This is a genomic window from Enterococcus sp. AZ101, assembly GCF_050499005.1.
GTDB lineage: Bacteria > Bacillota > Bacilli > Lactobacillales > Enterococcaceae > Enterococcus_L > Enterococcus_L ureilyticus.
Map to the genome: position 1 here is coordinate 292,674 of NZ_JBMHEZ010000001.1, position 26,037 is coordinate 318,710.

The following is a 26,037-nucleotide window of genomic DNA, read 5'->3' on the forward strand; positions in this document are numbered from 1 at the left end:
TTATCTTCAGTCTACACACCTTATTTTTATTGTCCAGTTAAGTGTAACCTATACAAAACAACATTCCAAATGTTTACAGTCTTGTTATTTTGTATAGGGTCTATAAATTATTTGGTAGGGTATTCTAATCTTAAGGAGGGAACAAGTTGTTCTGCATAGAATTTTTAATAAGGCTGATAGTGTATTTTGTGTAGAAGAATATCATTCCCTTACGATACGCAGAACCGTATCATAAATAGGGATATTTTTTTGATCAAAGTTTCTTTTTACAATAATGAGATGGTATTCTTTTGAAACATAAAATCTTTAGATTATGAATACCATTTTTTATATTAGATGAAAAAAATAACAAAATGTATTGAATTAATCTTTGGAAACGGTTACGATGTTATTATTAAGATGAAAGGGGTCGTAATTATGAAGAAAAAATTTGGGGTTGAAGTATTAGTGGTATGTTTCTTAGTTATTTTTTTCTTGTTTCAAGGAGCTAGTCATTCAAATGCTGAAGAACAAATTATTAGTAACAAAGGAGATATATCTATACTGGAGGAATCAGATTCAAATTTAAGAGCCATTAAAAGTTCAGAAGCATTTGTCGTTGAGACTCCTCCGACTTTATCAAGAGCAGGAAAAACAGAGTTACCTGATGATATTGGATTTCCAAGAACATCTGAAGGATTTGACTATTCATTTGAAACGATACAACCTGATGTTAATTTAAACAATAGGGCAGCTGTTAATAACAGACAAAGGGTTTCAAATCCTAATATATTTCCATATAGAGCTTCTGTTTTAATAATTTGTGATTTTAGAGCAAAAAATGGTAAGCTAGTTAGAGGTCATGGCTCAGGAAGTCTAATTGGTTCTAACAAAGTAGTTACAGCGGCCCACGTTGTCTATGATAGAAGTTATGGCTGGGCCGAAACGGTCAGAGTTTATCCTGCTGTAAAAAATAATGCTACTGATTTTGATATGGCATATGGAAGTATTTTATATACTTTTGGAGGCTATATTCAGTCAACGGGAACTTCAATTGCCGCTCAACAAAGAGATGTTGCAGTAGTAAAATTAAATAGCAATCTTGGTAATAGTACAGGTTGGTTTGGATATACTACTGCAAAAAGTAGTTACTTACGGCTTAACGGGTACGATGGTGATATAGATGACGGTAGAACATTAGTAACTAGATATGGAACAAATACTTGGATTGAGAACAGTATTTTGAAGTATCCCTGGTTAACTGTTGGAGGTTCAAGTGGAGGGGGAGTATACAATCCTAGTAACAATCAATTAGAAGCGAATCATGCATATGGATATTCACAAAATAATATAAAAACTGGTGGCGGCGGCGCAAAAATAAATAATGCTATTTTTGATTTTATGTCTAAATACTAATTGAGGAGTATGATTTTTGATAAAAAAGAAACTAATTATCATTGCGAGTGCTATAGCTATTTACTGTGTTGCTATCATATTTTATAATCGAGAACATAATGGAGATGACAATCTAACATCTGACAGTAATGAAATAGAAAAACATACAAATACTGATAGAACCAGTACACAATCAGAAAAAGCATCAGACGATTTTAGAACCACTTTTACAAGCTTGTCTGATGAAAGAGAACCAAATATAATATTTGATAGTAATGAAGTAAAAGAAGTTGAAGACTTTGATTATACTGATAAATATTCAGAGGAAGTATCAGATGATTTTAGAACTACGTTGACAACTTTGTCTGATGAAAGAGAGCCAGATGTAAAAATAAAATAATAAAAGAGTATGTACTAACAACTAATTGAATCATTTATGCTCATTAAGATGAACCTATTATTTTAATGGGTGTTTTGTAGGAGTTATTCTTAATAGTAAGTACTTAAAAGAAAAAATAGTTTTATGTTATTGAGATTCATATTAACTTTACTAGATTATAGATATGAAGATCAATCATCTTAATCGATGGTTGATCTTTTTTTCTTGGCAGACGATACAAATAAGAAGATAAAATTGACTGAATAGGGAGTGAGAGTTGAAAATTAATATTGATGATTTACAAAAGAGACAAATGTTGATAGTAAAAATTTTAGAAAAGTGCAAAAATAAAGTACCAAAAGAAGTCGTTGAACTTTGGAAAGAATATGGATTTGGTACTTTCATAGATGGATATTTAAAGGTTGTTTAATACATAAGATTGTGAGGATATCTTAAAACAAGGTAGTCAAAGATTTCAAAAGGGAATAAAATGTTTGATAACAAAGAAAATCGTTACATCACGAAGGGAGTGAACGAACAAGCACCAAAAGAAATCGATTAATAAAATCATATGGCATCAAAACTGAATAAAATAATTACAGCAATTATCTTGAGATTATGGGTAGTTGCTATTTTTTATTTAATTTAGAAGGTTAAAATCGTTCAATTTTTTGTTACTATAGATGTAAAGGAGTGTGGTATGGTTGAGTACAGATTATCCAGTAACAATAAAAGAGTTTTTTCAATGGTTAGATGATGGTGGGTTTAATCAGTTTGGAATTCACCTGAGTGAAAATACAAATCCAGAAGGATATGGAGTAAGAAGAGTTGGTTCACAACTTGAACTATTTTATTCTGAAAGAGGTCAGGTATATCCAGAAAAACAGTTTAATACTGAGAAAGAACTAGTTGGCTACTTAGCTGCAAAATTAGAGAAAAGTAATTGGGCTAGAACCCATTGTATTTCTGCTACAGAGAACAAGAATACCTCAGAAGTATTAGCTAAAGAACTGAATAAAATGAACATTAAGTTTGATCAGGAAGAGCTACCATATTCCAATGATGGAAGAATGTTTTACAGAACAATGGTGTATGGAACTGATATCAAGAAGGTAGAACATCTAAAACAGAAATACTATAATTAACATAATAAATATCGGAAATATTATCAAGAAGAAAATGTGAATTAGGCATAGGAGTAATGTAATGACAAAAACATTTGAAGATGAATTCATGGAATGGCAAGCAGATATGGTTGATATCGCTAAAGAATTTATTGAAGATCGAGCAGAAAAATTTACTTATATGGTTCTATTGAAAATGGGGGGTATTCCTTTAATTTATTCTTTCAAATCCATGGTCGAATTGTAACCATGAATAAAGTCAATTCTGCAATAATTGAAGGGGAAAAAGAATATGATATATCTTCCGATAGAAAATGGGCTGTTCTGCGAATAGGGACTGAAGACTTACAAAAAATAGAAGAAGTTTGCAAGAAATATGAACAACCAGTACCGACACAATTCAAATTGTACTATGATGTACACGAAAATAGTTTGAAAGCTAAATACCAGTATGATCCTATGTATTCTAATACTGATGGTCTTCATAGTTCTGACATTTTTATGTCATGGTATGAAGAAGTAAAACAAGAAACAGAGGAATAAAAATAGAAGAGGAAGAAAATGTTGAATAATAAACAAAAGTTTTACGTGATAGTATTAAACGTAATCACTTTTTTCTCACTCGTTTCATGTAAAAATTCTGAGAGCATTAAAGGAACTTGGCACGTACAAAATGATTCTGGTGAAATTTCAGAAATGATAATCACGGATACGACAATGACCGTAAATGATGTTAAGTTAGAAGTCAATCAAATCACTTCAGGTACGATTGAGGGCAAAAAATATTTTGAAATGGAAATAGGGAGAGTAGGGAGAGTACAAATTATTTTCCCAGAAAAAAAAGATGATACCGTTGCTATTATGGTTGTTCCTAATACTAAAAAACCTTATTTACGCTATGCAATGAACAGAGAGAAACAACCTGATTATTCAAAATATGATGAAAAATATGTGAAGTAATACCTATTTGAATCATTAGATAAACTCTAGAGAAGAGCTTTTTTCAAGTGACCAAAATTCTGTTATATGGTATGGCATATGCGTTGAACCAAACATCATATATTATAGGGAATATTCAATAAAATTTTACCTAAGAAAGTAATAATCATTTTGAAGAACACAGGGGTCTACAAGATTTACTTAGCTGTTTTTCGATGATATTATGAGGAAGTTTTTTACGTCAACATGTTTTCTTAACCAAAAATAGTTACTCAAGTTATTAATAACCAATTGTATTTTATCAAAAACAACCATATATTATATCTATGAAGATCAATCATCTTAAATGGTGATTGGTCTATTTTTGTATTTCAAGAAGGGAATAAAATGTTTGATAACAAAGAAAATCGTTACATCACGAAGGGAGTGAATGAACATTTCAACGGGATTGTTAGTATCTGATTGCTCAAAAAAGAAAGGACATAGGATTACTTACTAATTTTAATTTCTAACTAAAGTATTATTTATCCTAATCATCTAAAGTTGTCATTTTTATTTTTAAAATAGCATTCTGTATCCAAATTTTTAAAAAAGAATGCGTTTACATAATTGCGATAATGTGTTACTCTTTACTTGTTCGAACAAGTAAGGTTGCTAGTAACTCTAAAAGAAGTAATGATACAAAAATGCTTTATTATTAGAGGAGGCGTGAGGACTTCATTAAACGTAAAAGGAAGGAAAGGAAAATGAAAAATATATCAGCTGAAACAGAATTAACTAAACAATCTAAGTTAAAAAGCATCTCTTTCAATCGCTTTCTACTATTTCGCTACATTACTGCAATGTTTTTCTTTATCAATTTATATTGGAGTATATTGTTTTTTTCAGCTTTGAGTATCTGGATTATTCTACCTTTGTTGCTAATTGTAATTGATATCGCTATCATAATTGAACAGACTATTAAATATTGGCATCCGTCTAATCATTTATTCATTACTAAAACGGGATATGCTGTACAGATATTTAGTAATTTGTTAGGAATTATAATAATCCTAACAGGGCAGCAACAGTTACTCTTTCCGTTTATCAATAATGAAGGACGCGGATTGTTACTTGCAAGTCTTGTTGTGGGGTGTCTAGTTGGTATTGTTGTCGAATGGCGTGTTTGGCAAATTGAACAGAATAAAGATGCTTATTTAAGACATATGGAAATTTTTGAAAATAATGTAAAAAAAGAAAGGTGATAAACATGGATTCAGAAAACAAACTATTTAAATTTTTGAATAACTATTTAATGGGACCTATGGGTAAAATCTCACAGTTTAGAATTGTTCGTGGCGTTATGGCTGCTGGGATGGCCTCGATTCCATTTACAATCGTAGGATCAATGTTTCTGATTATTGCTGTTTTACCGCAGAGCTTTCCGGTGTTAAAAGGAATATGGGAAGTTTCGTTTGAGCGAGTTGAGAGCTTGTATATGCTTGCTAATATGGCAACTATGGGGATTTTGGCACTTTATTTTTGTATCGTTTTCGGCTACGAGTATACAAAAATTCAAGCACAAGAAGAAAAACTCAATCTAAATCCTATGAATGGGGCATTGTTATCTATGATGGCTTACTTCATGTGTTTACCGGAATTGATTTTTGATGGTGGCGTTGCTACATTGGTGAATGTTGTGACTGATGATAAAAAAATTATTGATGGTTGGGAAATGTCAGGTGGTGTGACACGACTAGGGACAACAGGAATTTTTACTGCAATTATTATGTCGATCATTGCTGTTAAAATTTATGCTTTATGTGTGAAGCGTAAATGGGTGATCAAAATGCCTGAAACTGTACCAACAGGTGTTTCAAATTCTTTTACAGCTCTTATTCCAACTGTGATGATTGCATTGGCTGTTATTATTATTAATGGCATACTAGTTGCTCTTGGAACAGATATATTTAAAATGATTGCTATTCCGTTTGGTTTTGTAACAAATTTGACCAATACCTGGGTTGGATTATTGGTTATTTATTTCTTGATGCATGCACTTTGGATAGTCGGAATTCATGGTGCAACAATCGTTACGTCATTTTTAACACCGATTGTTTTATCAAATATGGTTCAAAATCAAAATGGAGCGAATCTTCCTTTTGCGGGTGAATTTAACAATAGTTTTGTAACGATTGGCGGTTCAGGGGCAACCCTTGGAATGGTTATCTTCATCACGTTTTTTGCAAAATCAGCTCAATTAGGTGCTTTAGGTAAAGCAGCGGTTGTACCATCATTGTTTAATATTAATGAGCCAATTTTATTTGGGATGCCAGTTGTCTACAATCCATATACAGCGATTCCGTTTTTCTTAGCACCAATGAGTTCAATGTCAGTAGCCTATTTTGCAATAAAATTCGGTATGGTCAATCCACCGATAGCTCAAGTTGCGTGGCCAACACCACTTGGCTTGTCAGGATTTATTGGTTCAGGTGGCGATTGGAGAGCTTTTGTATTAGCGATCGTCTGTGCGGCCGTGGCATTTATAATTTGGTTTCCATTTATTAAATTTTATGATAGAAAATTGTACCAAGATGAACAAGCAAACGCTACTGTAGAAAATGTATAGCACCGAAGTAAACAAAGAAGTTGCTGAAAGAATATAAGTAAGAGGTATTGCTTTAATAAGTTGGTATAAGATAAATAATAAGCTACTATTCGTTAGGCATAATAAAAAAGGAGTGTCTAAAGATGCAAAGCAAGAATTCATTTGATATTAAATCATTAGTCAAAGAGATGATTGATGAAATACAAGAGGGTAAATTGGCAGATGAAAATAGAAAGTTACCAAGTGAACAAAAATTGATGACTTATTATGGTGTTTCGCGTTATACGCTCCGACAAGCTTTGGCGCAGCTTGGTGATATGGGGGTTATTTATCAAGCTCAAGGTATTGGTTCTTTTATACGTCCAGAACGCCATGAAAAAGTACTGAACTTACAAAATAACATTGGAATAACGGAAGAAATGGCACGACCTGGGCGGACGATCAAGACTATAGAAGCTAGTCGTAGGATTGTGAATGTGACAGCAGCAGATTTCTTACCTAAAAATAGTACATTGTCTCCGGATGTTCAATTGATTGAGGTTAACCGCTTGAGGACACTGGATGATAAGCCATACTTAGCCGAAAAATCTTACTTTTTACAGTCAATTATTCAAGAAATTCCAGAAGAATATTTGTATGATTCAGTTTTTAACTATTTTGAACAGGATAAAAACATAAAAATAGGCTTTATTGACAAAGTCATTAGTAGTGAGGCACTTTCTGAGCCTGGTGCAAGTTTTTTTAAATTACCTATAGGTGCTCCAACATTGGTGGTCAGAGATGACACATTTTTAAGTTCAGGAAAGCTATTAGCATTTTCAAAAATTTGTTATGATTATCGAAAAGCCGAGTTATTTATGTTTAAAAAAACATACTGATTTAAAAAGTTCAGCTGAGCTACTAGTTTTATGAGTAAATAAAGCTGATTTTGAACATTTTAGGTTCAAAGTCAGCTTTTTAAAAGTGTAGCAGATTTTTTTGGAATATCATTTCAGGTACATGGAATATAAGTTGGAGCAGCTTCTATTGAGCAGTATATAGAGAAAGCAGCTCAATTTACCAAAAATTTATGAAGAGCGGGTACCAAGATGGTTAACAAGCCAGCATCAGGAGTTAAGGGAGCTTATAAAGACGGATAATAGGTCTGTATTGCTCCAGACGAAACGAATGTATCTTTTGGAAAATAATAACCTTCAAAAGGAAGTTAGTTTAAGTGGGGCAATTTAGAGTTAATGGTGTTTAAAAAAATTGAAAAAATATCTTTAAAATTCGGGACAACAGTTTATGAAGAGGATAGAGGTGCGTAACGAAAGTTAAAACGAGTTCGCGTTGCTTTAGTTCATAGTTGTTCACATATCCTTTAGTTCAACTTTCTTTACACTAAGTTCATATAAACCTTGTGTTAAAGTGTACTTTAAGTTGTATAATAAAATATAGAACGAGTATAAAAGTGAGAGGATGATAAAGATGGAGTATGCAAAATTAGGGAATACGGGACTAGACGTTTCAAGAATCTGTTTAGGTGCAATGAGCTTTGGAGACCCTAAAAACTGGATTCATAAATGGGTACTTGAAGAGGAAGAAAGTAGACCGCTGATTCAAAGAGCGCTAGAACTGGGCATCAACTTTTTTGATACTGCAAATGTTTATTCTTTAGGTAGAAGTGAAGAAATTTTAGGTAAAGCGCTGAAGGACTACGCAAATCGAGATGAAATTGTGCTAGCAACAAAAGTTCACCAAAAAATGTTTGATGGCCCAAATGGTCAAGGATTATCAAGAAAAGACATTATGTCTCAAATAGATCAGAGTTTGAAACGTTTGCAAACAGAGTATGTCGATTTGTATATCATCCATCGTTGGGATCCATTTACGCCTATTGAAGAAACAATGGAAGCATTAAATGATGTTATCAAAGCTGGAAAGGCAAGATATATTGGAGCTTCTGCGATGTACGCTTATCAATTTCAAAAGGCAAATCATGTAGCAGAAAAAAAAGGTTGGGCAAAATTTGTCTCTATGCAAAACCATTTGAATTTGATTTATCGTGAAGAAGAACGTGAAATGATTCCCTATTGTCTTTCTGAGAAAATTGCGCTTACACCCTATAGTCCAATGGCATCAGGGCGATTAATTAGAAGTGCTACAGAAGCAACCAAACGAAGTACCACTGATGATGCACAAAAAGCTAAATATGATGAAACAGCTGCTAAAGATCAGATAATTATAGAGCGTGTTGCTGAATTGGCTGCTAAATATGAGACAAATAAAGTGAATATTGCCTTAGGATGGTTACTACAAAAAAATCCAGTAGTTGCACCCGTCATTGGGGCAACTAAAATGAATCATATTGAAACAGCGGTGGGTGCCGTAGATTTTAAATTAAGCCCAGATGATGTTCTTTATTTAGAAGAACCTTATATCCCTCACAAAGTAGTAGGACACGTTTAAAAATGAGGATGGGATAGAAGTGTTTAACCCCGAGAACCACGTAGGTACTGTGCAACATCAACTCATTCCTTGCTGTGTTTTACAGCAATTTCAGCTTATTTCCGAAGCCTTCAAATCTTAGTGCTTTAGCACTTAGAATTTGATGTGATCGAAGCGAAGCGTAGTGGTTGCTTCTGCGTCCACTGTTTATTTGGATTCTAAGTGATTGAGTTGTAATGATGTGCGCCCTAAAAGTTGTACGTAGATTAACCTGTCAATTTTGCTTTTATCCGATGATGATTGTAATAATCAATATAATTTGTAACTACTCGTTTTAATTCCTCAAAGCTAGAAAAACTACGACCATAATACATTTCTTGTTTCATTAGACCAAAGAAATTTTCCATTAATGCATTGTCCAAACAATTTCCTTTTCCTGACATACTTTGGTATAACTTTGCTTGCTTCAATTGTCTAACATACTGTTGATTTTGGTAATGCCACCCTTGATTGGAATGGATTGTTGTTCGAAAGTTGGTCTTTTTACTTTCTTTAATGGTTGTTTTTAAAGGAATCAATACACAATCCAACATTGGTTTTTGCTGAAATTGATAGGCAATGATTTCTCCATTAAAACCATCAAGAAAAGGACTGAGATAGGCTTTTCTTTTTAGTTTAATTCCTTCGGAATTTCGTTCAGTATAGTGGAATTCTGAAATATCTGTAAAGATTTTTTGTTTTGGAATCGTGCTAAAGAAGCGGCGATTCACCTTGTTTTTAGCCAAGGTTCCCACCAAACCTTTGTAAGATCGATACCTTCTTGAACGACGTGTAAAGCTTATACATACTAAGTTATATTTCTTCATAATTCGTCTGATTTTCTTATGATTGATTTGATAGCCCATATTCACTAAAGCCAACTTGATTCGACGATAGCCATAATTGCGATCATTCTCTTCAAAAATTGTTTGAATCAATTTCTCTATGTGAGTCATTTTTTCTTCGCTCATTATCTTTTTCCAGTAATTGAAGGTAGAACGCGGTAGCTTAATCGCTTGTAATACATGATCTTGACGATACTTTCCAATAAGTTCTATGGCTATTCTGGTTTGAACTCGTCTTTTCGCTTCGCCATAATAGTTTGTTGGAAAGTCCGTAGCTTTTTTAAATACTCGACCTCGATTCGCAAACGTTCATTCTCACGCTCTAATTCCTTTTCACGAGATAGTTTGCTTGTTTCTTGCTGTTTTTTTGTTGGTTTATTCATCCTTTTTTTGGGTCTCCCTTTTTGATTGGACAGAGCAGTTTGACCACCAGCGATGTATTTCCGTTGCCAACGAGAAATCATCGACCCATTAGGCAGCTTGAATTGTCTTGCTGCTTCACCGAAAGAAGCATCTGTCGTTTCTATAAAGTGTAATACATCTCGCTTAAATTCACTAGTATATTTTGTCAGTGAACGGTGTCTTTTGAGCCCTTCTTTCCCAAATAATTGATAGGAGTATTTCCAATTGTAAATTAAGGCATTTGATGGGAGTCCGTATTTTTTAGCCAAGGCTCGTCCGCCCAGAGGGCCTTCTAGGTACTCTTTCACTAGCTTTAATTTGAATTCTACCTCATAATAACTCATAAAAAATAACCTCCAAAAATTGTATTTTTCACGTACAACTTTTTGGGGTCACATCATAACTCGTAGAGTTATGACCCAATCACATTTTAAATCAATTTAGATTTAAGAAAATATCAGCCCCTTCCGATACGCAGAACCGTATCATAATTATGGATATTTTTTACTTATTAACCAAAAGTTGATGACTTGTTCGCGAATAAAAGATGGGGTATATCGCAAGTAACTTGATTACTATTCAAAAAGTTTCATACCTAGCTATTTGTTATAGAACTCTGAAACAAGGATAAATAAAGGGCGGAAGTAGAGAGGAAGATAATTGGTGATAAAGAAAAAAACGACAGATTATGGTATGATAACTCCAATGAAGTGAATTTTGGAGGGATTAAATTGAGCGAAGAGTTATATCAAAAAAAATCTCTAGAAAATATGATTACAATTGGAGAATATAAGTACTTAAATATAGGAAACACGACTTTCCAGGACCTAAGCCGATCAAACATCATAAAGAATAAAGTGAAAAAGGAATTTCTAAAAAAGAAACCAGATGGTCTCATTTTATCAGGTATAAAAGAACCCTATCAAATTAAAGCAATTATTGAATATAAAGATCCGAAAGAGCTAAAAACAAACAAACAAAAAACGGATGCGATTAGACAAGTTTCAGAGTATTGTTGGGCGACTCAAACACATCTGGGCGCTATTACAAACGGTTCCTCATTTTATTGGTTTAATATCGGCTCAGAAGATTTAATTCACGATGAAACGTTTAGCTCTGATGTCTATGAGGAACTAAACGTCAACAGAATTATTGATTCGAAGGGTGATGCTATCATTACCGACGATTTTACAAGTGACCGTGCTTCACAATTAACTGTAATTGAGATAATTAAGTCAATTACAGTTGCCTCGTCTGTCTTGGATTCTGAAAAAGTCATGACTGATCCAACGGCATTAGCCAAAAAAGTATGGCAATCTATTTGGCTAGCTACTGGAGATGATCCTAAAAAATGTTTAATGACCTTTACTGAAATATTCATGTACAAGTATCTTAGTGATTTGGAAGTAATCAAAGAGAACGATGAAGGGATTGAAATATCCTTTGAAGATACATACCAAAAAGGTGAGAAACATTGTTTGAAATTTTACCAAAATACGGTTAGAACAAGAATAAAAGAACTATTTCCAGTGGGAGAGGATCATACTTCAATTATCAATGGGCTTAGTTTAAAAGCTGATAATAATCAAGACAAGTTATTTTTTGATATATTAACACAGTTCAGGGCATTTGGAAGTTTGAAGGGCGTTTCTATTGAATTTAAGTCTAGTCTCTTTGAAGAATTTTTAAAAGGCACAAATGGGATAAAACTAATGGCACAATTTTTTACACCAAGAAATATTGTGCGTTCTATTACTGAAATGGCACAAGTAACCAAGCTGACTCAAGATCAGTCTGTATGTGATCCAGCCTGTGGTGTTGGTGGATTTATTCAAGAAACAATGATAAAGCGTGGAATTGAAAATGAGTTCAATTTTGAGAAGGATAATTTTTCTTCTTTATTAAGATACAGCGGCTACGATCTTGATCCTGAAACAATCACTCTTGCAAAAGCTTCATTGACTGTTCTATTATCGAACTATATAGCAGAAGCTAGTGAAATAAATTATTCATTAAAAAAAATATCAAGATACTTAAATGAAGTATTCAAAAGTTTTCATTCAAGTAGTATTGGTTCGTTAAGTAATATTAAGAAAGAATATGATTTAATCCTATCAAATCCACCTTATGTTAGAAAAGGGCTAAGTGTATATCATAGCTATATTCATTCTAATACCTCTTTAAACGAGTATTATAATGTGTCAGCTAGCAGCAAAGAAGGATTATTTTTGGTAAATATTGTAAAATCCTTAAAAAATGGGGGAAAGGCATTTGTGATTTTGCCGGATGGTTTTTTCCATACTAAAAGTGACAGAAACTTGCGAAATTTCGTTATAGAGGAATGTATAATTGACGGGATCATATCGTTACCGTCTAGGACTTTTTATACTACCCCAAAAAAGACCTATATCTTATGTTTAACAAAAAAGAATGCGAAAAGGATCAAGCAAACGAACAAAGTGTTTAATTACATTGTTACGGATGTTGGCGAAAGCTTAGATGCAAATAGAGTGAATACTAGCTTGCATGATTTGAATACTTTGGAAATAGAATATAAAAAGTTTTATTTTGACAAAGACAACTATAAAGCAGATAAGCCACAAATTTTTTTGAAAGATATAAATTATTACAAAGAAAACAACCTGTGGATGTCGGACATGTTGATAAGTAAAGAGATCAGAAAAGAGCTGAATTTGGAAGTTGAAGATGTTGTCACATCTTATGAGGATTTAGAAACAGAATTAGAAGATATCTCAAGTACAATAACCCAAATGCTTGAGGAGTTGAAAGCGTTGGATAAAAAAGCAGAAGTATTTGAGCATTACAATTTTGTTGATATTTCATTAAATGAGAAGGATTTTGAATTTTCTTCTAAGAATCTCGGATTAAAGCAGAAAGAATATATCCCTATGAGGAGAGAAAATGGAATTCCAGTATATACTGCGGCTGCTAAACCGGTAGCTTTCTTTGATGCTGTAGAGAGTAAAAAACGATTTCCAAAAGCGTTATTTGATGCTACTGAAAAAGAGATGTTTATTTCAGTAGCGACAGATGGAGATGGTACTGCAGGAACCAATATTATTTTGCACAAAACGCCATTTTATCTGAATACAAGTAGGTTAGCTTTTAAAGTTTTAAATAAAAATATAAAAACAGAGTATGTTTATTATGCAATAAAAGATATAAAAAAAAGGTTTGGATTTGGGTATACTATCAAATCAAATAGAGACAATCTGATATCTTATATTGAAATTCAGATACCTATTAACGAGGCTGGTGAATACTCTAAAGAAAACCAAACTCAAATCATTAATAATATGAGAGAAAGAGAAACAATATTACTCTCTTTGAACGAGCTGTATGATAAATTTAATCATTTGATCAAATTCGGGAAATTTTCATCAATGAACAATATTTAACAGTTTGAGAAGGTTTATAATCAAACGAAAATACTTTACGAGTATTGATCAATGTTCTGAAAATATTGTGTTAGATTAAGTGTATTACTATTGCAAGTATGAAATACGCGAGCTTAGACTGCTGGTAAATCCTATTTTAGGATTAATGCCAGCAGTTTTTCTTTAATATCATCCCCTAACGATACATGGAACTGTATCATAAATAGGGCTAGTATCAAGAATTTTGGAGTAGGAGTTAATAGATGAATGATAGAGAAAAAATTTTAAAAGAGTTTACACGACCTAGAAACTGGAGTATAAGAGATGAAATGGCCAAAATTCAGGTCTTAAAATATAAGGAGAACCTTACAGCAGAGAATCATGTTCAACAAGTTAAAAGATCTACACAAGAGTGGATAATAAAAGAAAAACCGAACAAACTGATGATTGCTGATAATCTTCCGATACTCGTTTCTGATATGAACAAAGAGGAAGTAAAAAAAGAGATCATGAAAAGGTCCGGCGAGAAAGAGAAATATCACTATCTCTGGGTTTCATTTCGAGATAATGGAATGATCGTGACGATTGGAAGAACTTCATTTTCTAAAAAATCTGGTTACGGTGATTTGTTTGATCCGTTTGATATCTTTGGTACTGGAACCCAAAAATTAATAGTAAAGTTTCTGATTGATTCTGAAGAGGCCAAAAAAGAAATGGAACGAATAAACGCTAAAATGAATTTCTTTACTACGTATGTTTTAATAATTCCTGTAAATTCTGATGAGTCAAAAATTGTCAATAATTTAGAGCGACAGTTAGGTGAATATTTGATAAAGCGATACCCTGTTTTCAATTATTATTCGCATAATTGGTAATCATGCGAATTTTAAAGTACAACGTTATTACATAAAAAGGAACAGAAAGAAAGCCGTTATTATTTATAACCAGCCTCTATCAAAAACGGTAATGTTACGTTCAGTTATAAATGGGGTATTCAGTACTTGGAGAATGTAACATGCTGTTAATTACTGGCGATAATCAATAAGGGATCTTTGAAGGCACTTGTTTGAGTGTCTTTTTTTATGCTAGAAGAATTTCTACGACTAATTTATTATCAATAATTTTAAAAAAAATAAAATAATTTGACGAAAGCTAAAAATTTCCTATGTTATAATTTTATTGACTCATTTTATAACAAAGAGCATAGTATTTGGTTCTTACTAAATTATTGCTAAAGTAATTAATGTGTTAGAGACAGCTCCGTAACAAGTGATAGTTGAAAATATAGAATAAGGATAAAGTTAGAAATTAAGTAGTACTGGCGAAATGGGATGAACTTTTTTTGGTAAAAATGGAAAAAGAGCGTAGTCAAAAGCTGATACTAGAGCGTAACGAAGTCCTTGAAAAATAAAATCAGATTTTCAACTAAATAATCGAGTAGAAACCTAAATTTGAAGGTGATAAGTGCATATGAATCCATGGGAAGTTTTAGAGATTGACTATACAACAGATAGTAGAAAAATAAAGAAAGCGTATGCTAAAAAGTTGAAATTGATTTTTCCTGATGAACAACCAGAAGAATTTCAGGCATTAAAACTAGCTTTTGATGCGGCCTTAGCTATAGCTAAAGCATCTGATGATGGGCCTGCTACTATCCTTATAAAAGATGAAAACATCTTAGATTCGGAGGTAGCTCGACAAGATCAAATAGATGATCAAGAGAATGGTAGTATTTTTGATATTCCTTTTTCAACACAGCTACAACGAATCGTTGCGGAAAAAGATTATTTTTATAAGTTAGCATACTGGGAGAAGCTAGTAGAACCGATCAATGAATGGTCTATTGATGAATTTATGGCAAACTCTTATAGCATTCAAGTCTTTCTAGTTGAGCATTTTACAATTATAGCAAAAGAAATTATTCATTTTTTATTTCATACGTTTGACTTATTAGAGCTTCGTGATGAAATTGGACAAGAAAATTATGTATACGGAGACTTTACAGCCTTAAGATATAAAATATATCATGTTCCGCCATTTTCATTTGCAATAGCACAAGATCTTGATAGAAACAGTCGGGAAGAATATTTCAATTTACGCTATTCTATTTATTGTATGCTTGAAAGTGATGCAGATGTTCATTTAATCGAGAAAAAAATAGACAGAGCGAAGCTCATTTTTTCTAAAGACAACGATCTGTCAAATTTGTATGTTCTGACTACTTTAAAAATTGATCACGGCAATATCAAAAATCAGGTAATTTTAACAAAAATTGAAAACGCCCTGCTATCCACTGAAGAGGGTCAAAAAAATGAGACAACAGAATTTTTAAGAACGTATATCCAAGCACTAAAGAAAAGTCAAGCTCGTCAAGTAGTTCAAGAAACGATTACCTGGAAGAAGGCGCAATTGATTATTCCTCAACAACTCTATTACTTGTTGGAAGGGTATGTCTTTTTTTTCCAACATAAATACGTAATAGCTTTTGAGATGTGGAAAAAGCTTCCATTACAAGAAATAGTTTATTTGGAAGATTCTTTAAAGGAAATGAAGAAACAGTTATGGCGTACGCATAAACAAGACTATTTGTACCTGCAAAATGAAATGAAAAAGAGGAAACAAAAGGAAGGGAAAAGCAGTGAATCTTCTAAAATAATGTTCTTCTGTTCACTTGTTCTGATCGTTATGTTTTTCATATTTGCTGTATTTAATAATACTGGTCCGAATACCGTACATAGAATTTCAAAAACGAAACTTCTTGAACAGCTATCCAGTTCGCTGGAAGACGAAGAAGATAGTTATGTAGAAAAAGATTTAAACGAAGAATTAATTGAGCGAACATTTATTGAGGCTTTTTACCTATCGAATCAATTAGAGCAGCAAAAACAGTTTCAGATTGACTATATGGAGGAAAATGTATCAATTGAAGCAGCAGCACAGCTAAATGCTCAACCCAAATTTGAACAGGCTGTATTAAGTGATTTTACAATCAAAAAAAATAAATTGACAGAATACACCATCATCTATTATCGTGACGAACCTATTAATCTACTTGGGATAAATGATTACAATCAGAAGATAGACAAAATTTATGGGGAAGGCTGGGAACGAATAGAGCAGTTTACTCCGGTAAATTTTGACGATTTAGATATACCGTTTAGTTCATTAGCTGAAAGATTTATTTACATTTTTTATAGTACAGACAATCAGTTATTAAAAGACATTTTTAAAATTAGTTTCACTTATGATAATTTATTACGAGAACAGATGACTGATTTTGTTCCTGCTAAACCTTATGTGAATAGTTCTATGTCAGATTTCTCTTTTATAGCGAAGGAAAAAACGGATAATGATATCTCAGAAATAGTCTATATTCGTTATAAAGATACTCCTTTTTGTACCCTTAGATTTTATCCTGGAGATAATGAACCAAAAATCAATGGATTAGTTGGTGATAGTTGGAATTTCCAAGGTGAAAATTCTTATACGCCTCTTAAAGTGGTTGATTACGAAGAGGCGGTAAAAATTTTTATTCGATATATATTATTTTCAAGTGAAAAACAAGAAAATCTAGCAAAATATGATGAGTATTTTAGCGATAATATCCGCTCATTAGTAAATGATCGCTTATCACTGGATATGTCCAAAGACTTAATCAACACAGATCTCTATATGGATATGGAAAAGAGTAGTGACTTGAAAGCTGATGAGCCAACGTTATTTTTGAGGAACGGCTATGAAGTAAGTCTGGTTTTTACCTTTGACGATCTAGGACGGTTAGACCATGTGTATGGTGATGGCTGGGAAGAGGGGAATAAATTAGAGATAGAAGGGACGTATACGAAATATATTAAAAGTACGCGATTTATATTAGAGCAGTAGAACAATTTTTTGTGACATATTTTAACAGTAGATAAAATGCTCAGCTCTTTTTTATCATAAAAATTGGCGGCGGTACAAAAACAATTCATGCTGTTTTGATTTTATGTCTACCTATTAATTTACGAGTATAACGTTTGGTGAAAACATAATTATCCTTTTTATTTTAGGCTTTATCAGTATTCTAAACTTAAAATAGGAACTAATGTTTATAATGATGCCTCACACGATATAGATGTAATAGGATAGTAGAATGGTTGGACCAATAAAAAAATTAGATTGCTAAATAGCCCATTGTATCGAAAAAGATACAATGGGCTATTTGCAACATAATTATCCAGTTATCTCAGATAATAGCTGTCTAATAAAATTAAACATTAACCCAAATAAAAACTGAAATAGCAAATGCACTAGCAACTGTAATCACAACGATCCCCCCTTTCAAAAATAGAATATTTCAAACAATTTATATGTAATAATGTGCTATACTTGTACAAAAGGGAGTGGAACTAGAATGAACGTAGAAGAAGCACTTTATTTTTTTAGAAAAAATAAAAATTTAAAGCAAAAAGATGTTCTTACCTATACTGATACCTCTGTCTATTCCAAAATTGAGACCGGCAAAAAGATTTTAAGATTTTCTGAGTTAACAGATATTCTAGAACGTTTCTCTATCCCACTAGAAGAATTTTCAGAATATTTAGAAGACAGTATAGAACAAAAAAAGTTTCGTAAACTATTTAAACAGTGTGGTAATAACCCAACTGATGAATCAAGTAAATATGAGCTACTCAGCTACTATAACCAATTAAGCTTTTCTAAAGAGATGCATCTTAGAGAAATGGCAAATTTTATCGGCATAAAAACGTTATTCTCCAATTATTGGAAAGAAATTTCTCCTGTGAGCCAAGAGGAATTAAACCAAATCTATGATCTTCTAATCAAAAAAGAGTATTTTTTTCAGTATGACTATGCGGTGTTATCCAATACAATTTTTCTATTTAATGATAAACAAATCAAGAGCCTAGCAAAAAAAGTCTTGCCTGTTAAAGATATCGAAATTAGAAATGTTGAAACAACAGAATTCATTAAGAACATGATCAATAATTTAATCACGACTCTGCTACGTAAAAAAGAATATGAAGAAAGCCGTTATTACTTAAAATTAGCCATTACAAAAGAAGGCAGTCTTACATTTGATTATAAATTAGTCATTCAGTATTTAGATAACTTAACGAGCTATTTAATTACTGGCGATGACCGTTATAAAGAAAATATAGTTGACTATATTCATTTATTAACTAAACTTGGAGAGCAGCATTTCGCAAAAAGCATTGAGCGAGAAGTTTACTCTATCATTTCAGAAAGCAAAGATATTCCAATATTTATTCAAGCTGACTTGTAGTTTGAGCATCAGTTATACTTGAAAATAAATTGACAAGTATACGCTCCACTAACATAGTTGCTTTTTGTAATTTTCATTACATGATTAGCATACCATATTATTTGTATTTTTTTCACTCAAATTGTAAATAATGTGCATTTGTAGTCGCAATCTGCCTTATTTTTTGTGATTATGTCGATAAGGTATTTAGAAAGGCACTTGTCTAGGTGCTTTTTTTGTTATGGAAATGAAAAATTTTTCTATGATAGTTATTATTTTTCACATAATAGCATGCATTTTAAACGTTATCTCTAATAACTATCCTTATTAAGAAATAATAAAAAGGCATTCTATCAGTTTCAAACAAATACCTCAACAATGAATGGGTAATTTAATTGATCGAGAGAGATTATCAAGTAACATACTAGTCTATTCAATAATTATCTGTATAAATTCATTAAACTATTGTTTATGCTATTAAAAATAGAATGTCCATCTATCTAATTTCTCAATCAACATAGCTCTTAAAAAGGAACGAATCCTTAATAATACTGTGTTCTTTTATTTTTATACTCACTAGGAGAGATTCCCATTTCTTTTTTAAATACTTTACTAAAATAGTTTCCTGTTGAAAAACCAACTTTTTTTGCGACTATTTCCACCGCTTCATCCGCCCATAATAGCGATAATGAATGAAGGATGCGAACTTTTTTTAAATAGTGGATTGGTGGGGAGCTATAAGCGCCTTCGAATTGTCGAATTAGCTTGTATTTTGATAGCTCATATTTTTCAGATAAAAAATCCAAGCTAATATCTTCAAAATAGTGTTCATCAATATATTTTTTTACAGCTATGATGGTATCTGTTTTTTGTTGGATTTCTTTTTGAATCTCTTCTTTACTATCTAAAAAAAGGGCAAATGCTATTTTGGCATTTTGTGTAACGGTTAATTCTCGTATTTTTAGATCAAGAATAACGCTTCGTAACATTTCAATAAATGAATCAGAGAGTTCAACGATCGCAAGTGATCTATCCAACCATTGGATCATATTTCCTGAAAACTCTACAAATAGAAACTGCCAATCCTCACCGAAGTAGCGAAAATTTCCAGGGATTTTAGCAAAGAAAGCTCTATTTTTTGTTAAGCTAACAGTTTTTTCTCCTATTTGTATAAATCCTTGCCCACTTAATGTTACTTGCAAAACAATTAGTTGTTCTTTTCGAAGACGTGCATCCCAGTCATAATGAATACTTCCTTGTCCGACACCAATGCCTCGGATGAGTGGTAAATGTCGGTCATCGATATAATGGAATTGACGCACAAAATTCTGCAATTTATTATCCTCCTTAAAATAATTTCTTCTTGTTACTTCTGATTATACTCGATATCATGGAGAGAATAAAAGAAGAGGAATGGTAAATATGCCAATTTATTTTGATGCATCACAAAATGTTTTTCACCTGAGCAATAATGAAATTAGTTATATCATTGGTATCGAAAAAGAAAAATATCTTACCCATAGGTATTTTGGTCCTCGTTTAGCAGAGTATCATCAAGTCAATCAGCTGCAAATGATCGATCGCGGCTTTGCCACGAATCCAATCAGTGAAGAACGGACTTTTTCGTTAAATACGCTGCCACTTGAAACGAGTACACAAGGTAGCTTAGATTATCGGGTGAGTAACTATCAGTTTCGGAATCTAGACGGATATTGTATTACCAATCTTGTCTATGATCACTTTGAAATTATAGAAGGCAAACGATCTTTAGAGGGTCTCCCTTCACTAAGGGGAGAACAAGCACAAACCTTAGCGATTTATCTTGTAGACCATATTCAGTTACTTGAGATGGTGTTGTATTATACGATATATGAAGATCTTCCTGTCATTACACGGAGTGTGGGGTATAAAAATAATGGAACACAAGCAGTCTATATAGAAAATGCTGGTTCGATGCTGTTAGATTTTCCTCGTTGTGACTTCGACTTGCTAACACTTAATGGAGCGCATACAAATGAAGCAACAATCCATCGCCAAGCCCTCCATCCTGGTATACAAAAAATCGCATCAACTAGAGGAACAAGTAGTCCCCAACATCATCCGTTCTTGGGGCTTGCTGATCGGTATACGAATGAAGATCAAGGGGACGTTTATGGCTTTCATTTTATTTACAGTGGAAATTTTGTTGCTCAAGCAGAAGTAGAGCAATATGGTAGTACACGGATTCAAATCGGAATTAATCCAGAGAACTTTGAATGGAAATTGTCACCAGGAGCAACATTTCAAACACCAGAAGTTGTATTGAATTTTAGTGGGCAAGGATTTAATCAACTTTCCCAGACATTTCATAAATTATACCAAACCTATTTGATTCCTAAGCAGTGGCAGCAGATGGAACGTCCCATTTTACTTAATTCTTGGGAAGGGAATTATTTTGATTTTACTGAAGAGGATTTGATCCGCCAAGCTCAATTAGCGAGTACTTTAGGGATTGAATTATTTGTTTTAGATGACGGGTGGTTTGGTCAACGTGTAGATGATACAACTTCTTTAGGTGATTGGCATGTGAACGAAGTAAAACTGCCAAATGGGATCGAGCATCTTGCAGATGTTATTCACCAACAAAAGATGAAATTTGGTTTATGGTTTGAGCCAGAAATGATTTCTGTAAAAAGTCGCTTGTTTGAGAAACATCCAGAATGGAGTTTACAGGTTCCAAATTATCCTCAAACACAAGGGCGACAACAGCTAGTCTTAAACTTGAGTTTGCCAGAAGTTCAAGATCACCTTATTAACATGCTGACAGCCTATCTTTCTTCAAATAAAATTGATTATATAAAATGGGACATGAATCGACATTTAACGGAAGTGAGCAGTTTTCTTTTACCAAATGACCAACAAAAGGAAGTGAGCCATCGTTATGTTCTAGGGCTTTATCGGATTTTATCTGAAGTGACAGAACAATTTCCCCAAGTCCTTTTTGAAAATTGCTCTAGTGGTGGCGGTCGATTTGACCCAGGCATGGTTGCCTATATGCCACAAACTTGGGCAAGCGATAACACAGACGCATTATGTCGCTCGAAAATTCAATACGGCTATAGCTATCTGTATCCGCCAATTATGATGGGGGCTCATGTTTCAGATAGTCCTAATCATCAAGTAGGTCGAAACACCCCCTTGGAAAGTCGCTTTTTAATTGCAATGAGTGGAAACTTTGGCTATGAATTAGCGATAGAAAAACAATCGCCACAAGACCTAGAAATGATAAAAGAGCAAATTGTATTTTATAAAAAGCATCGTAGGCTATTACAGTTTGGGCAATTTTATCGTTTAAAAGAACTTGATGCGGCGTGCTCCACTGCTTGGCTATTCAAAAACGAAACAGAAGCGCTACTTGTCTATTCCAATGGACTCGCTCAAGCAGCACAAACGATTCAGTATTTAAAAACAAAATATCTTGAGGAATCGGCTCTTTATAAGGATATGCGTACAGGGGAAATATACAGCGGTAGTGAATTAAATCATGCCGGTATTCTTGTTCCAAGGATCAAAGGGGATTTCAATTGTTTTTATATTCATTGGACGGTCATTGGGTAAACGATACATTAAAAAGCCTCCCTACGGTGATTCGCCGTAGGGAGGCTTTTTGTTAATTTAATAAAACAGCATAGGCTTCGAAAGGAAGAAGCGTTTGACTGATCTCTTTTTCATAAGTATGAATCAAGATTTCTTTGATTTCTTTGATTTGTTGTGTTGCCTCCAATAAGAATTGAGCTGGCTTATTGGAAAAATTGACAACAACTAATAATTGCTCGCCTTCGTGCTTACGGATATAGGCCAAAACTGCTGCATCTTCTGTTTGAATATGCTCAAATGTTCCTTCTGTAATCACGGGTAATTGTTTTCGGAACTGAATCAATTTTTTGTACGTATAAAATAAGGAGTCTGGGTCGTTTAAAGCAGCGGCTACATTGATCTCACTTGAATCTCCTGCAGGTAGCCAAGGAATGCCAGTTGTAAAGCCCGCTTGTTTAGAATCATCCCACTGCATTGGATGGCGTGCATTATCCCGTCCTTTGGCATTGATAGAGGCAATGATTTCTTCTTCTGTATAGCCCAAAGAGATGCGTTCATCATACATTCTACGACTTTCAATATCATCGACCTCATCAATAGATTTAATTGGATAATTGATCATCCCAATTTCTTCACCTTGGTAAATATAAGGGGTTCCTTGAAGAAAATAAAGATAGATTGCCAACATTTTCCCACTAAGTACCCTAAACTCTTGATCATCGCCCCAACGAGAAATGATTCGTGGTAAATCGTGATTATTCCAAAACAGGGAGTTCCAGCCTTTTCCAGTTAATTCAGTTTGCCATTTAGAAAAAACGTGATGTAGTTCTTTTGGATCAAGTTTTTTTAGATCCCACTTTCGTTTGCCTGGTTGTTTATCCAAATTGATATGCTCAAATTGGAAAACCATCGACAATTCATCTCTACTCTCATCTGAATAAAGTTGAGCAATTTCGGGTGTTGCGCCCCAAGTTTCGCCAACCGTGACCAAATCATATTCACCAAAGGTATTTTGATTCATTTCCTGTAATAGCTCATGGAGTTTTGGCCCATTTTTAGTAATTAATTGGTCGGGTTCTTTTCCGATTAAATCAATAACATCTAGACGGAATCCGCCTACTCCTTTTTCGATCCAGTAATTCATCATACGATAAATTTCGTAGCGCATCGTTTTATTTTCCCAATTTAAGTCAGGCTGCTCTTTGGCGTGTAAGTGAAGATAATACTCTCCAAGTTCTGGAACTAATGTCCAGGCAGAACCGCCAAAATTTGACTGCAGGGTGTTCGGCGGTCGTCCGTCAACGTCCTTTCTCCAAACGTAAAAATCATGAAACTCACTCTTTGGATCATGAAGCGCAGATTGAAACCATGGATGTTCAGAGGACGTATGATTGACGACTAAGTCCATGATGATCTTGATATTCCTCTTTTTCGCTTCTTCAATTAGTGTGTCCATATCCTTCATTGTTCCATATTCTGGATCGATCGCTTGATAATCACTGATATCATAGCCATTATCTTCATTAGGGGATTGATACACAGGACTTAACCAAATTGCTTCTATCCCTAGAAAAGCAAGATAATCTAGACGTTGAATAATTCCAGGAAGATCCCCAATACCATCTGCATTCGTATCTTGAAAGCTACGTGGATAGACTTGATAGATCGTTGCCTTTTTCCACCAATTAGTTTTCATAGCGCACACTCAAAGCTAGTAGATCTTGGTTTTCATCTACACTTAATGTGTCAATTACTTCAACGGCTTCATAGTCGTTCGTATTCGTAACGATCATCATCACCGTTGGATCAAAGCCAGCTTGTTTGACAGCATCTAAATCAACTGTGCCTAAGAGATCGCCTTTTTTCACTAAGTCTCCGTATTTTTTAGTCGTTTCAAAGAATTCTCCATTTAATTTTACCGTATCGATCCCAATATGGATCAGGACTTCTGCACCATGGGTTGTTTTTAATCCATACGCATGTTTTGAATCGTATACGACCGTTAATTCCCCATCGGCTGGGGCGTAAATAATCCCTTTTTCTGGAATTACCGCAATGCCTTTCCCCATCATTTCTTGTGCAAAGACAGGATCGTTGACTTCTTTTAAAGCAATAGGTGTGCCTTTGACTGGTGCAGCTAAGATTTCATCTTGAACCGCGATCACTTCCGCTTCAGGATCTTCATTGATTGCAACCGCAACTTCACCTGCACTAGTGTCATCATCTGCAAATACAGCCATATGACGTTTACCATAAGCATATGTCGTAACGAAACCAACTAAAATGCTGATGACGATCCCAATCATGAAATAAGGAATTGATTTTGGTGCGATTGAAATGAATCCGATCACACTTGCAGGGCCCATTGCAACGGATAAAACATGAAATGCACCGATAAATACACAAGCAACTGCTGAAGCGATCATTCCACAGATAAATGGAAATTTAAGTTTTAAATTGACCCCGAAAATTGCTGGTTCCGTAATTCCTAGCATCGCTGAAATACTTGCTGAGGTCGCTAAGCTTTTTTGTTTTTTATTTTTAGTTAGTAACATAATAGCAAGTGTTGCTGCACCTTGACCAACGTTTGCCATAGAAGCGACTGGGAAAATGAAGGAACCGCCAGTACGTGCCACATCTGCTAACAAGGTGGTCTCGATTGCTGGAAAACTTTGATGTAGACCTGTGATAACAATAGGGGAATAAAATAGTCCGAATACACCTAAACCAATTGCGCCTGTTGTATTATACAACCAAACAAGTCCATCAGTTAAACCATCTGAAACGATTCTCATAACAGGTCCTACAACGATAAATGTCAAAAATCCAGTAATAATGATGGCTAACATTGGGGTGAAAGTAAAATCAAATGCATTTGGAATGCGCTTGTGGAAGAATTTTTCTAAAGTTGCCAAAATCCAAGCAACCACTAATACTGGCAATACAGAACCTTGATAACCGGCTTGGGCAACATTCATCCCAAAGACATGCCAATAATTCATACTTCCTTCTGCAATCGCATTAGCCACGCCATATCCATTGACCAAATCGGGCATAACCATCGCCATTCCAATGGCAGCACCTAGATAAGGATTACCACCAAAGCGTTTGGTTGCAGAAAATCCAACTAAGATAGGTAAAAAGGCAAAAGGAGCAGAGGCCAACAAATTAATGATGCTAGCAACATCCGTTACAGCTGGAAACATTTCTACAACGGATTGAGGACCAAATAAATGTTGTGCAGTTAACACATTATTCAAGGCCATCAATAAACCACCCGCAACTAAAGCAGGAACAATCGGAACAAAAATATCAGATAATACTTTAATAAAGGCCATAATTGGATTGTTCTTCTTACCGTTTGCCGCGACTGCTTTCAAATCAGCGGTGGATGCTTCTTTGACATTGGTTATTTTTATCAGTTCATCATAGACATTGTTGACATCACCAGCTCCAATAATGATTTGAAACTGGTCATTGGCTTCAAAGGTTCCTTTAACAGCATCATTGTTGTCTAAAGCTTTCTGATCCACCTTGCTTGAATCTTTTAGAACTAACCTTAGTCGTGTCGCACAATGCGCTGCTGCTTGAATATTATCTTCGCCGAGTGCTTGATTGATTTCCTCTGCCACTTTTTTGTAATCCATTCTCGTTCCTCCTAAATGTCATTTAAACGATCTCAAT

At 33.8% G+C, this 26,037-nt stretch carries 20 protein-coding genes and 1 pseudogene; 16 read left to right on the top strand and 5 right to left on the bottom strand.

Going from position 1 to position 26,037, the window contains the following annotated elements; genetic code table 11:
• Window positions 1-417: 417 nt before the first annotated feature.
• The 11 genes from IGJ50_RS01400 (at window position 418) to IGJ50_RS01450 (ending at window position 8,851) form a co-directional block, all read left to right on the top strand.
• Window positions 418-1,395 (top strand): trypsin-like serine peptidase, encoded by a 978-nt coding sequence (locus tag IGJ50_RS01400; protein ID WP_429948528.1) that lies wholly within the window; start codon window positions 418-420, stop codon window positions 1,393-1,395.
• A gap of 16 nt (window positions 1,396-1,411) precedes the next feature.
• Entirely contained in the window at window positions 1,412-1,774 is a 363-nt protein-coding gene (locus tag IGJ50_RS01405; protein WP_429948530.1) for a hypothetical protein, read from the top strand.
• 256 nt (window positions 1,775-2,030) lie between these two features.
• Window positions 2,031-2,183, top strand: coding sequence for a GAD-like domain-containing protein (locus tag IGJ50_RS01410; protein ID WP_429948532.1), 153 nt, complete (start codon window positions 2,031-2,033; stop codon window positions 2,181-2,183).
• A gap of 274 nt (window positions 2,184-2,457) precedes the next feature.
• A complete protein-coding gene (locus IGJ50_RS01415) occupies window positions 2,458-2,898 on the top strand; it encodes a hypothetical protein (protein ID WP_069640246.1) in 441 nt (146 codons plus the stop codon).
• A 61-nt stretch (window positions 2,899-2,959) separates the two neighbouring features.
• Window positions 2,960-3,124, top strand: a complete 165-nt coding sequence (locus IGJ50_RS01420; protein ID WP_429948534.1) for a hypothetical protein — start codon at window positions 2,960-2,962, stop codon at window positions 3,122-3,124.
• 2 nt (window positions 3,125-3,126) lie between these two features.
• A complete protein-coding gene (locus IGJ50_RS01425) occupies window positions 3,127-3,420 on the top strand; it encodes a hypothetical protein (protein ID WP_429948536.1) in 294 nt (97 codons plus the stop codon).
• An 18-nt stretch (window positions 3,421-3,438) separates the two neighbouring features.
• Window positions 3,439-3,837, top strand: coding sequence for a hypothetical protein (locus IGJ50_RS01430; RefSeq protein WP_429948537.1), 399 nt, complete (start codon window positions 3,439-3,441; stop codon window positions 3,835-3,837).
• A gap of 725 nt (window positions 3,838-4,562) precedes the next feature.
• On the top strand, window positions 4,563-5,060 hold the full coding sequence (locus IGJ50_RS01435) for a hypothetical protein (RefSeq protein WP_207121605.1): 498 nt from the start codon (window positions 4,563-4,565) through the stop codon (window positions 5,058-5,060).
• 5 nt (window positions 5,061-5,065) lie between these two features.
• Window positions 5,066-6,424, top strand: a complete 1,359-nt coding sequence (gene celB, locus IGJ50_RS01440; protein WP_429948539.1) for a PTS cellobiose transporter subunit IIC — start codon at window positions 5,066-5,068, stop codon at window positions 6,422-6,424.
• A gap of 122 nt (window positions 6,425-6,546) precedes the next feature.
• Window positions 6,547-7,281 carry a GntR family transcriptional regulator gene (locus IGJ50_RS01445; RefSeq protein WP_429948541.1) on the top strand — a complete coding sequence of 245 codons (735 nt, stop codon included), beginning with the start codon at window positions 6,547-6,549 and terminating at the stop codon, window positions 7,279-7,281.
• 589 nt (window positions 7,282-7,870) lie between these two features.
• Window positions 7,871-8,851 carry an aldo/keto reductase gene (locus IGJ50_RS01450; RefSeq protein ID WP_429948543.1) on the top strand — a complete coding sequence of 327 codons (981 nt, stop codon included), beginning with the start codon at window positions 7,871-7,873 and terminating at the stop codon, window positions 8,849-8,851.
• Between the two features lie 245 nt (window positions 8,852-9,096).
• On the opposite strand, the pseudogene IGJ50_RS01455 reads toward IGJ50_RS01450, so the two are convergent.
• Both IGJ50_RS01455 and IGJ50_RS01460 read right to left on the bottom strand, forming a co-directional pair.
• Window positions 9,097-9,942 (bottom strand): annotated as a pseudogene (locus IGJ50_RS01455) (IS3 family transposase); the annotation flags it as partial.
• Entirely contained in the window at window positions 9,930-10,460 is a 531-nt protein-coding gene (locus tag IGJ50_RS01460; protein WP_429948545.1) for a helix-turn-helix domain-containing protein, read from the bottom strand. The pseudogene IGJ50_RS01455 and the gene IGJ50_RS01460, both read right to left, overlap by 13 nt.
• A gap of 387 nt (window positions 10,461-10,847) precedes the next feature.
• On the opposite strand from IGJ50_RS01460, the gene IGJ50_RS01465 reads away from it, so the two are divergent.
• The 4 genes from IGJ50_RS01465 to IGJ50_RS01480 all read left to right on the top strand — a co-directional run bounded on the left by IGJ50_RS01465 (window position 10,848) and on the right by IGJ50_RS01480 (window position 18,798).
• On the top strand, window positions 10,848-13,535 hold the full coding sequence (locus tag IGJ50_RS01465) for an N-6 DNA methylase (RefSeq protein WP_429948547.1): 2,688 nt from the start codon (window positions 10,848-10,850) through the stop codon (window positions 13,533-13,535).
• 242 nt (window positions 13,536-13,777) lie between these two features.
• Complete coding sequence (locus IGJ50_RS01470) at window positions 13,778-14,389, top strand: hypothetical protein (protein ID WP_429948549.1); 612 nt, start codon at window positions 13,778-13,780, stop codon at window positions 14,387-14,389.
• Window positions 14,390-14,984: 595 nt separating this feature from the next.
• Window positions 14,985-17,396: a hypothetical protein gene (locus IGJ50_RS01475; protein ID WP_429948551.1), complete on the top strand. Its 2,412-nt coding sequence runs from the start codon at window positions 14,985-14,987 to the stop codon at window positions 17,394-17,396.
• A 511-nt stretch (window positions 17,397-17,907) separates the two neighbouring features.
• Entirely contained in the window at window positions 17,908-18,798 is an 891-nt protein-coding gene (locus tag IGJ50_RS01480) for a helix-turn-helix domain-containing protein (RefSeq protein ID WP_069641439.1), read from the top strand.
• 521 nt (window positions 18,799-19,319) lie between these two features.
• Here IGJ50_RS01480 and IGJ50_RS01485 read toward each other — a convergent pair.
• Entirely contained in the window at window positions 19,320-20,111 is a 792-nt protein-coding gene (locus IGJ50_RS01485; RefSeq protein ID WP_207120965.1) for a helix-turn-helix domain-containing protein, read from the bottom strand.
• An 88-nt stretch (window positions 20,112-20,199) separates the two neighbouring features.
• On the opposite strand from IGJ50_RS01485, the gene IGJ50_RS01490 reads away from it, so the two are divergent.
• The gene (locus IGJ50_RS01490) at window positions 20,200-22,374 is read left to right on the top strand and encodes an alpha-galactosidase (protein ID WP_429948553.1); all 2,175 of its coding nucleotides are present in this window, start codon (window positions 20,200-20,202) and stop codon (window positions 22,372-22,374) included.
• Window positions 22,375-22,426: 52 nt separating this feature from the next.
• Here IGJ50_RS01490 and IGJ50_RS01495 read toward each other — a convergent pair whose 3' ends face one another.
• Both IGJ50_RS01495 and IGJ50_RS01500 read right to left on the bottom strand, forming a co-directional pair.
• Window positions 22,427-24,049, bottom strand: a complete 1,623-nt coding sequence (locus IGJ50_RS01495) for a glycoside hydrolase family 13 protein (protein WP_429948555.1) — start codon at window positions 24,047-24,049, stop codon at window positions 22,427-22,429.
• Window positions 24,039-26,000 carry a sucrose-specific PTS transporter subunit IIBC gene (locus tag IGJ50_RS01500; RefSeq protein ID WP_069641443.1) on the bottom strand — a complete coding sequence of 654 codons (1,962 nt, stop codon included), beginning with the start codon at window positions 25,998-26,000 and terminating at the stop codon, window positions 24,039-24,041. The genes IGJ50_RS01495 and IGJ50_RS01500 overlap by 11 nt, the downstream gene beginning before the upstream one ends.
• Between the last annotated feature and the right edge of the window lie 37 nt (window positions 26,001-26,037).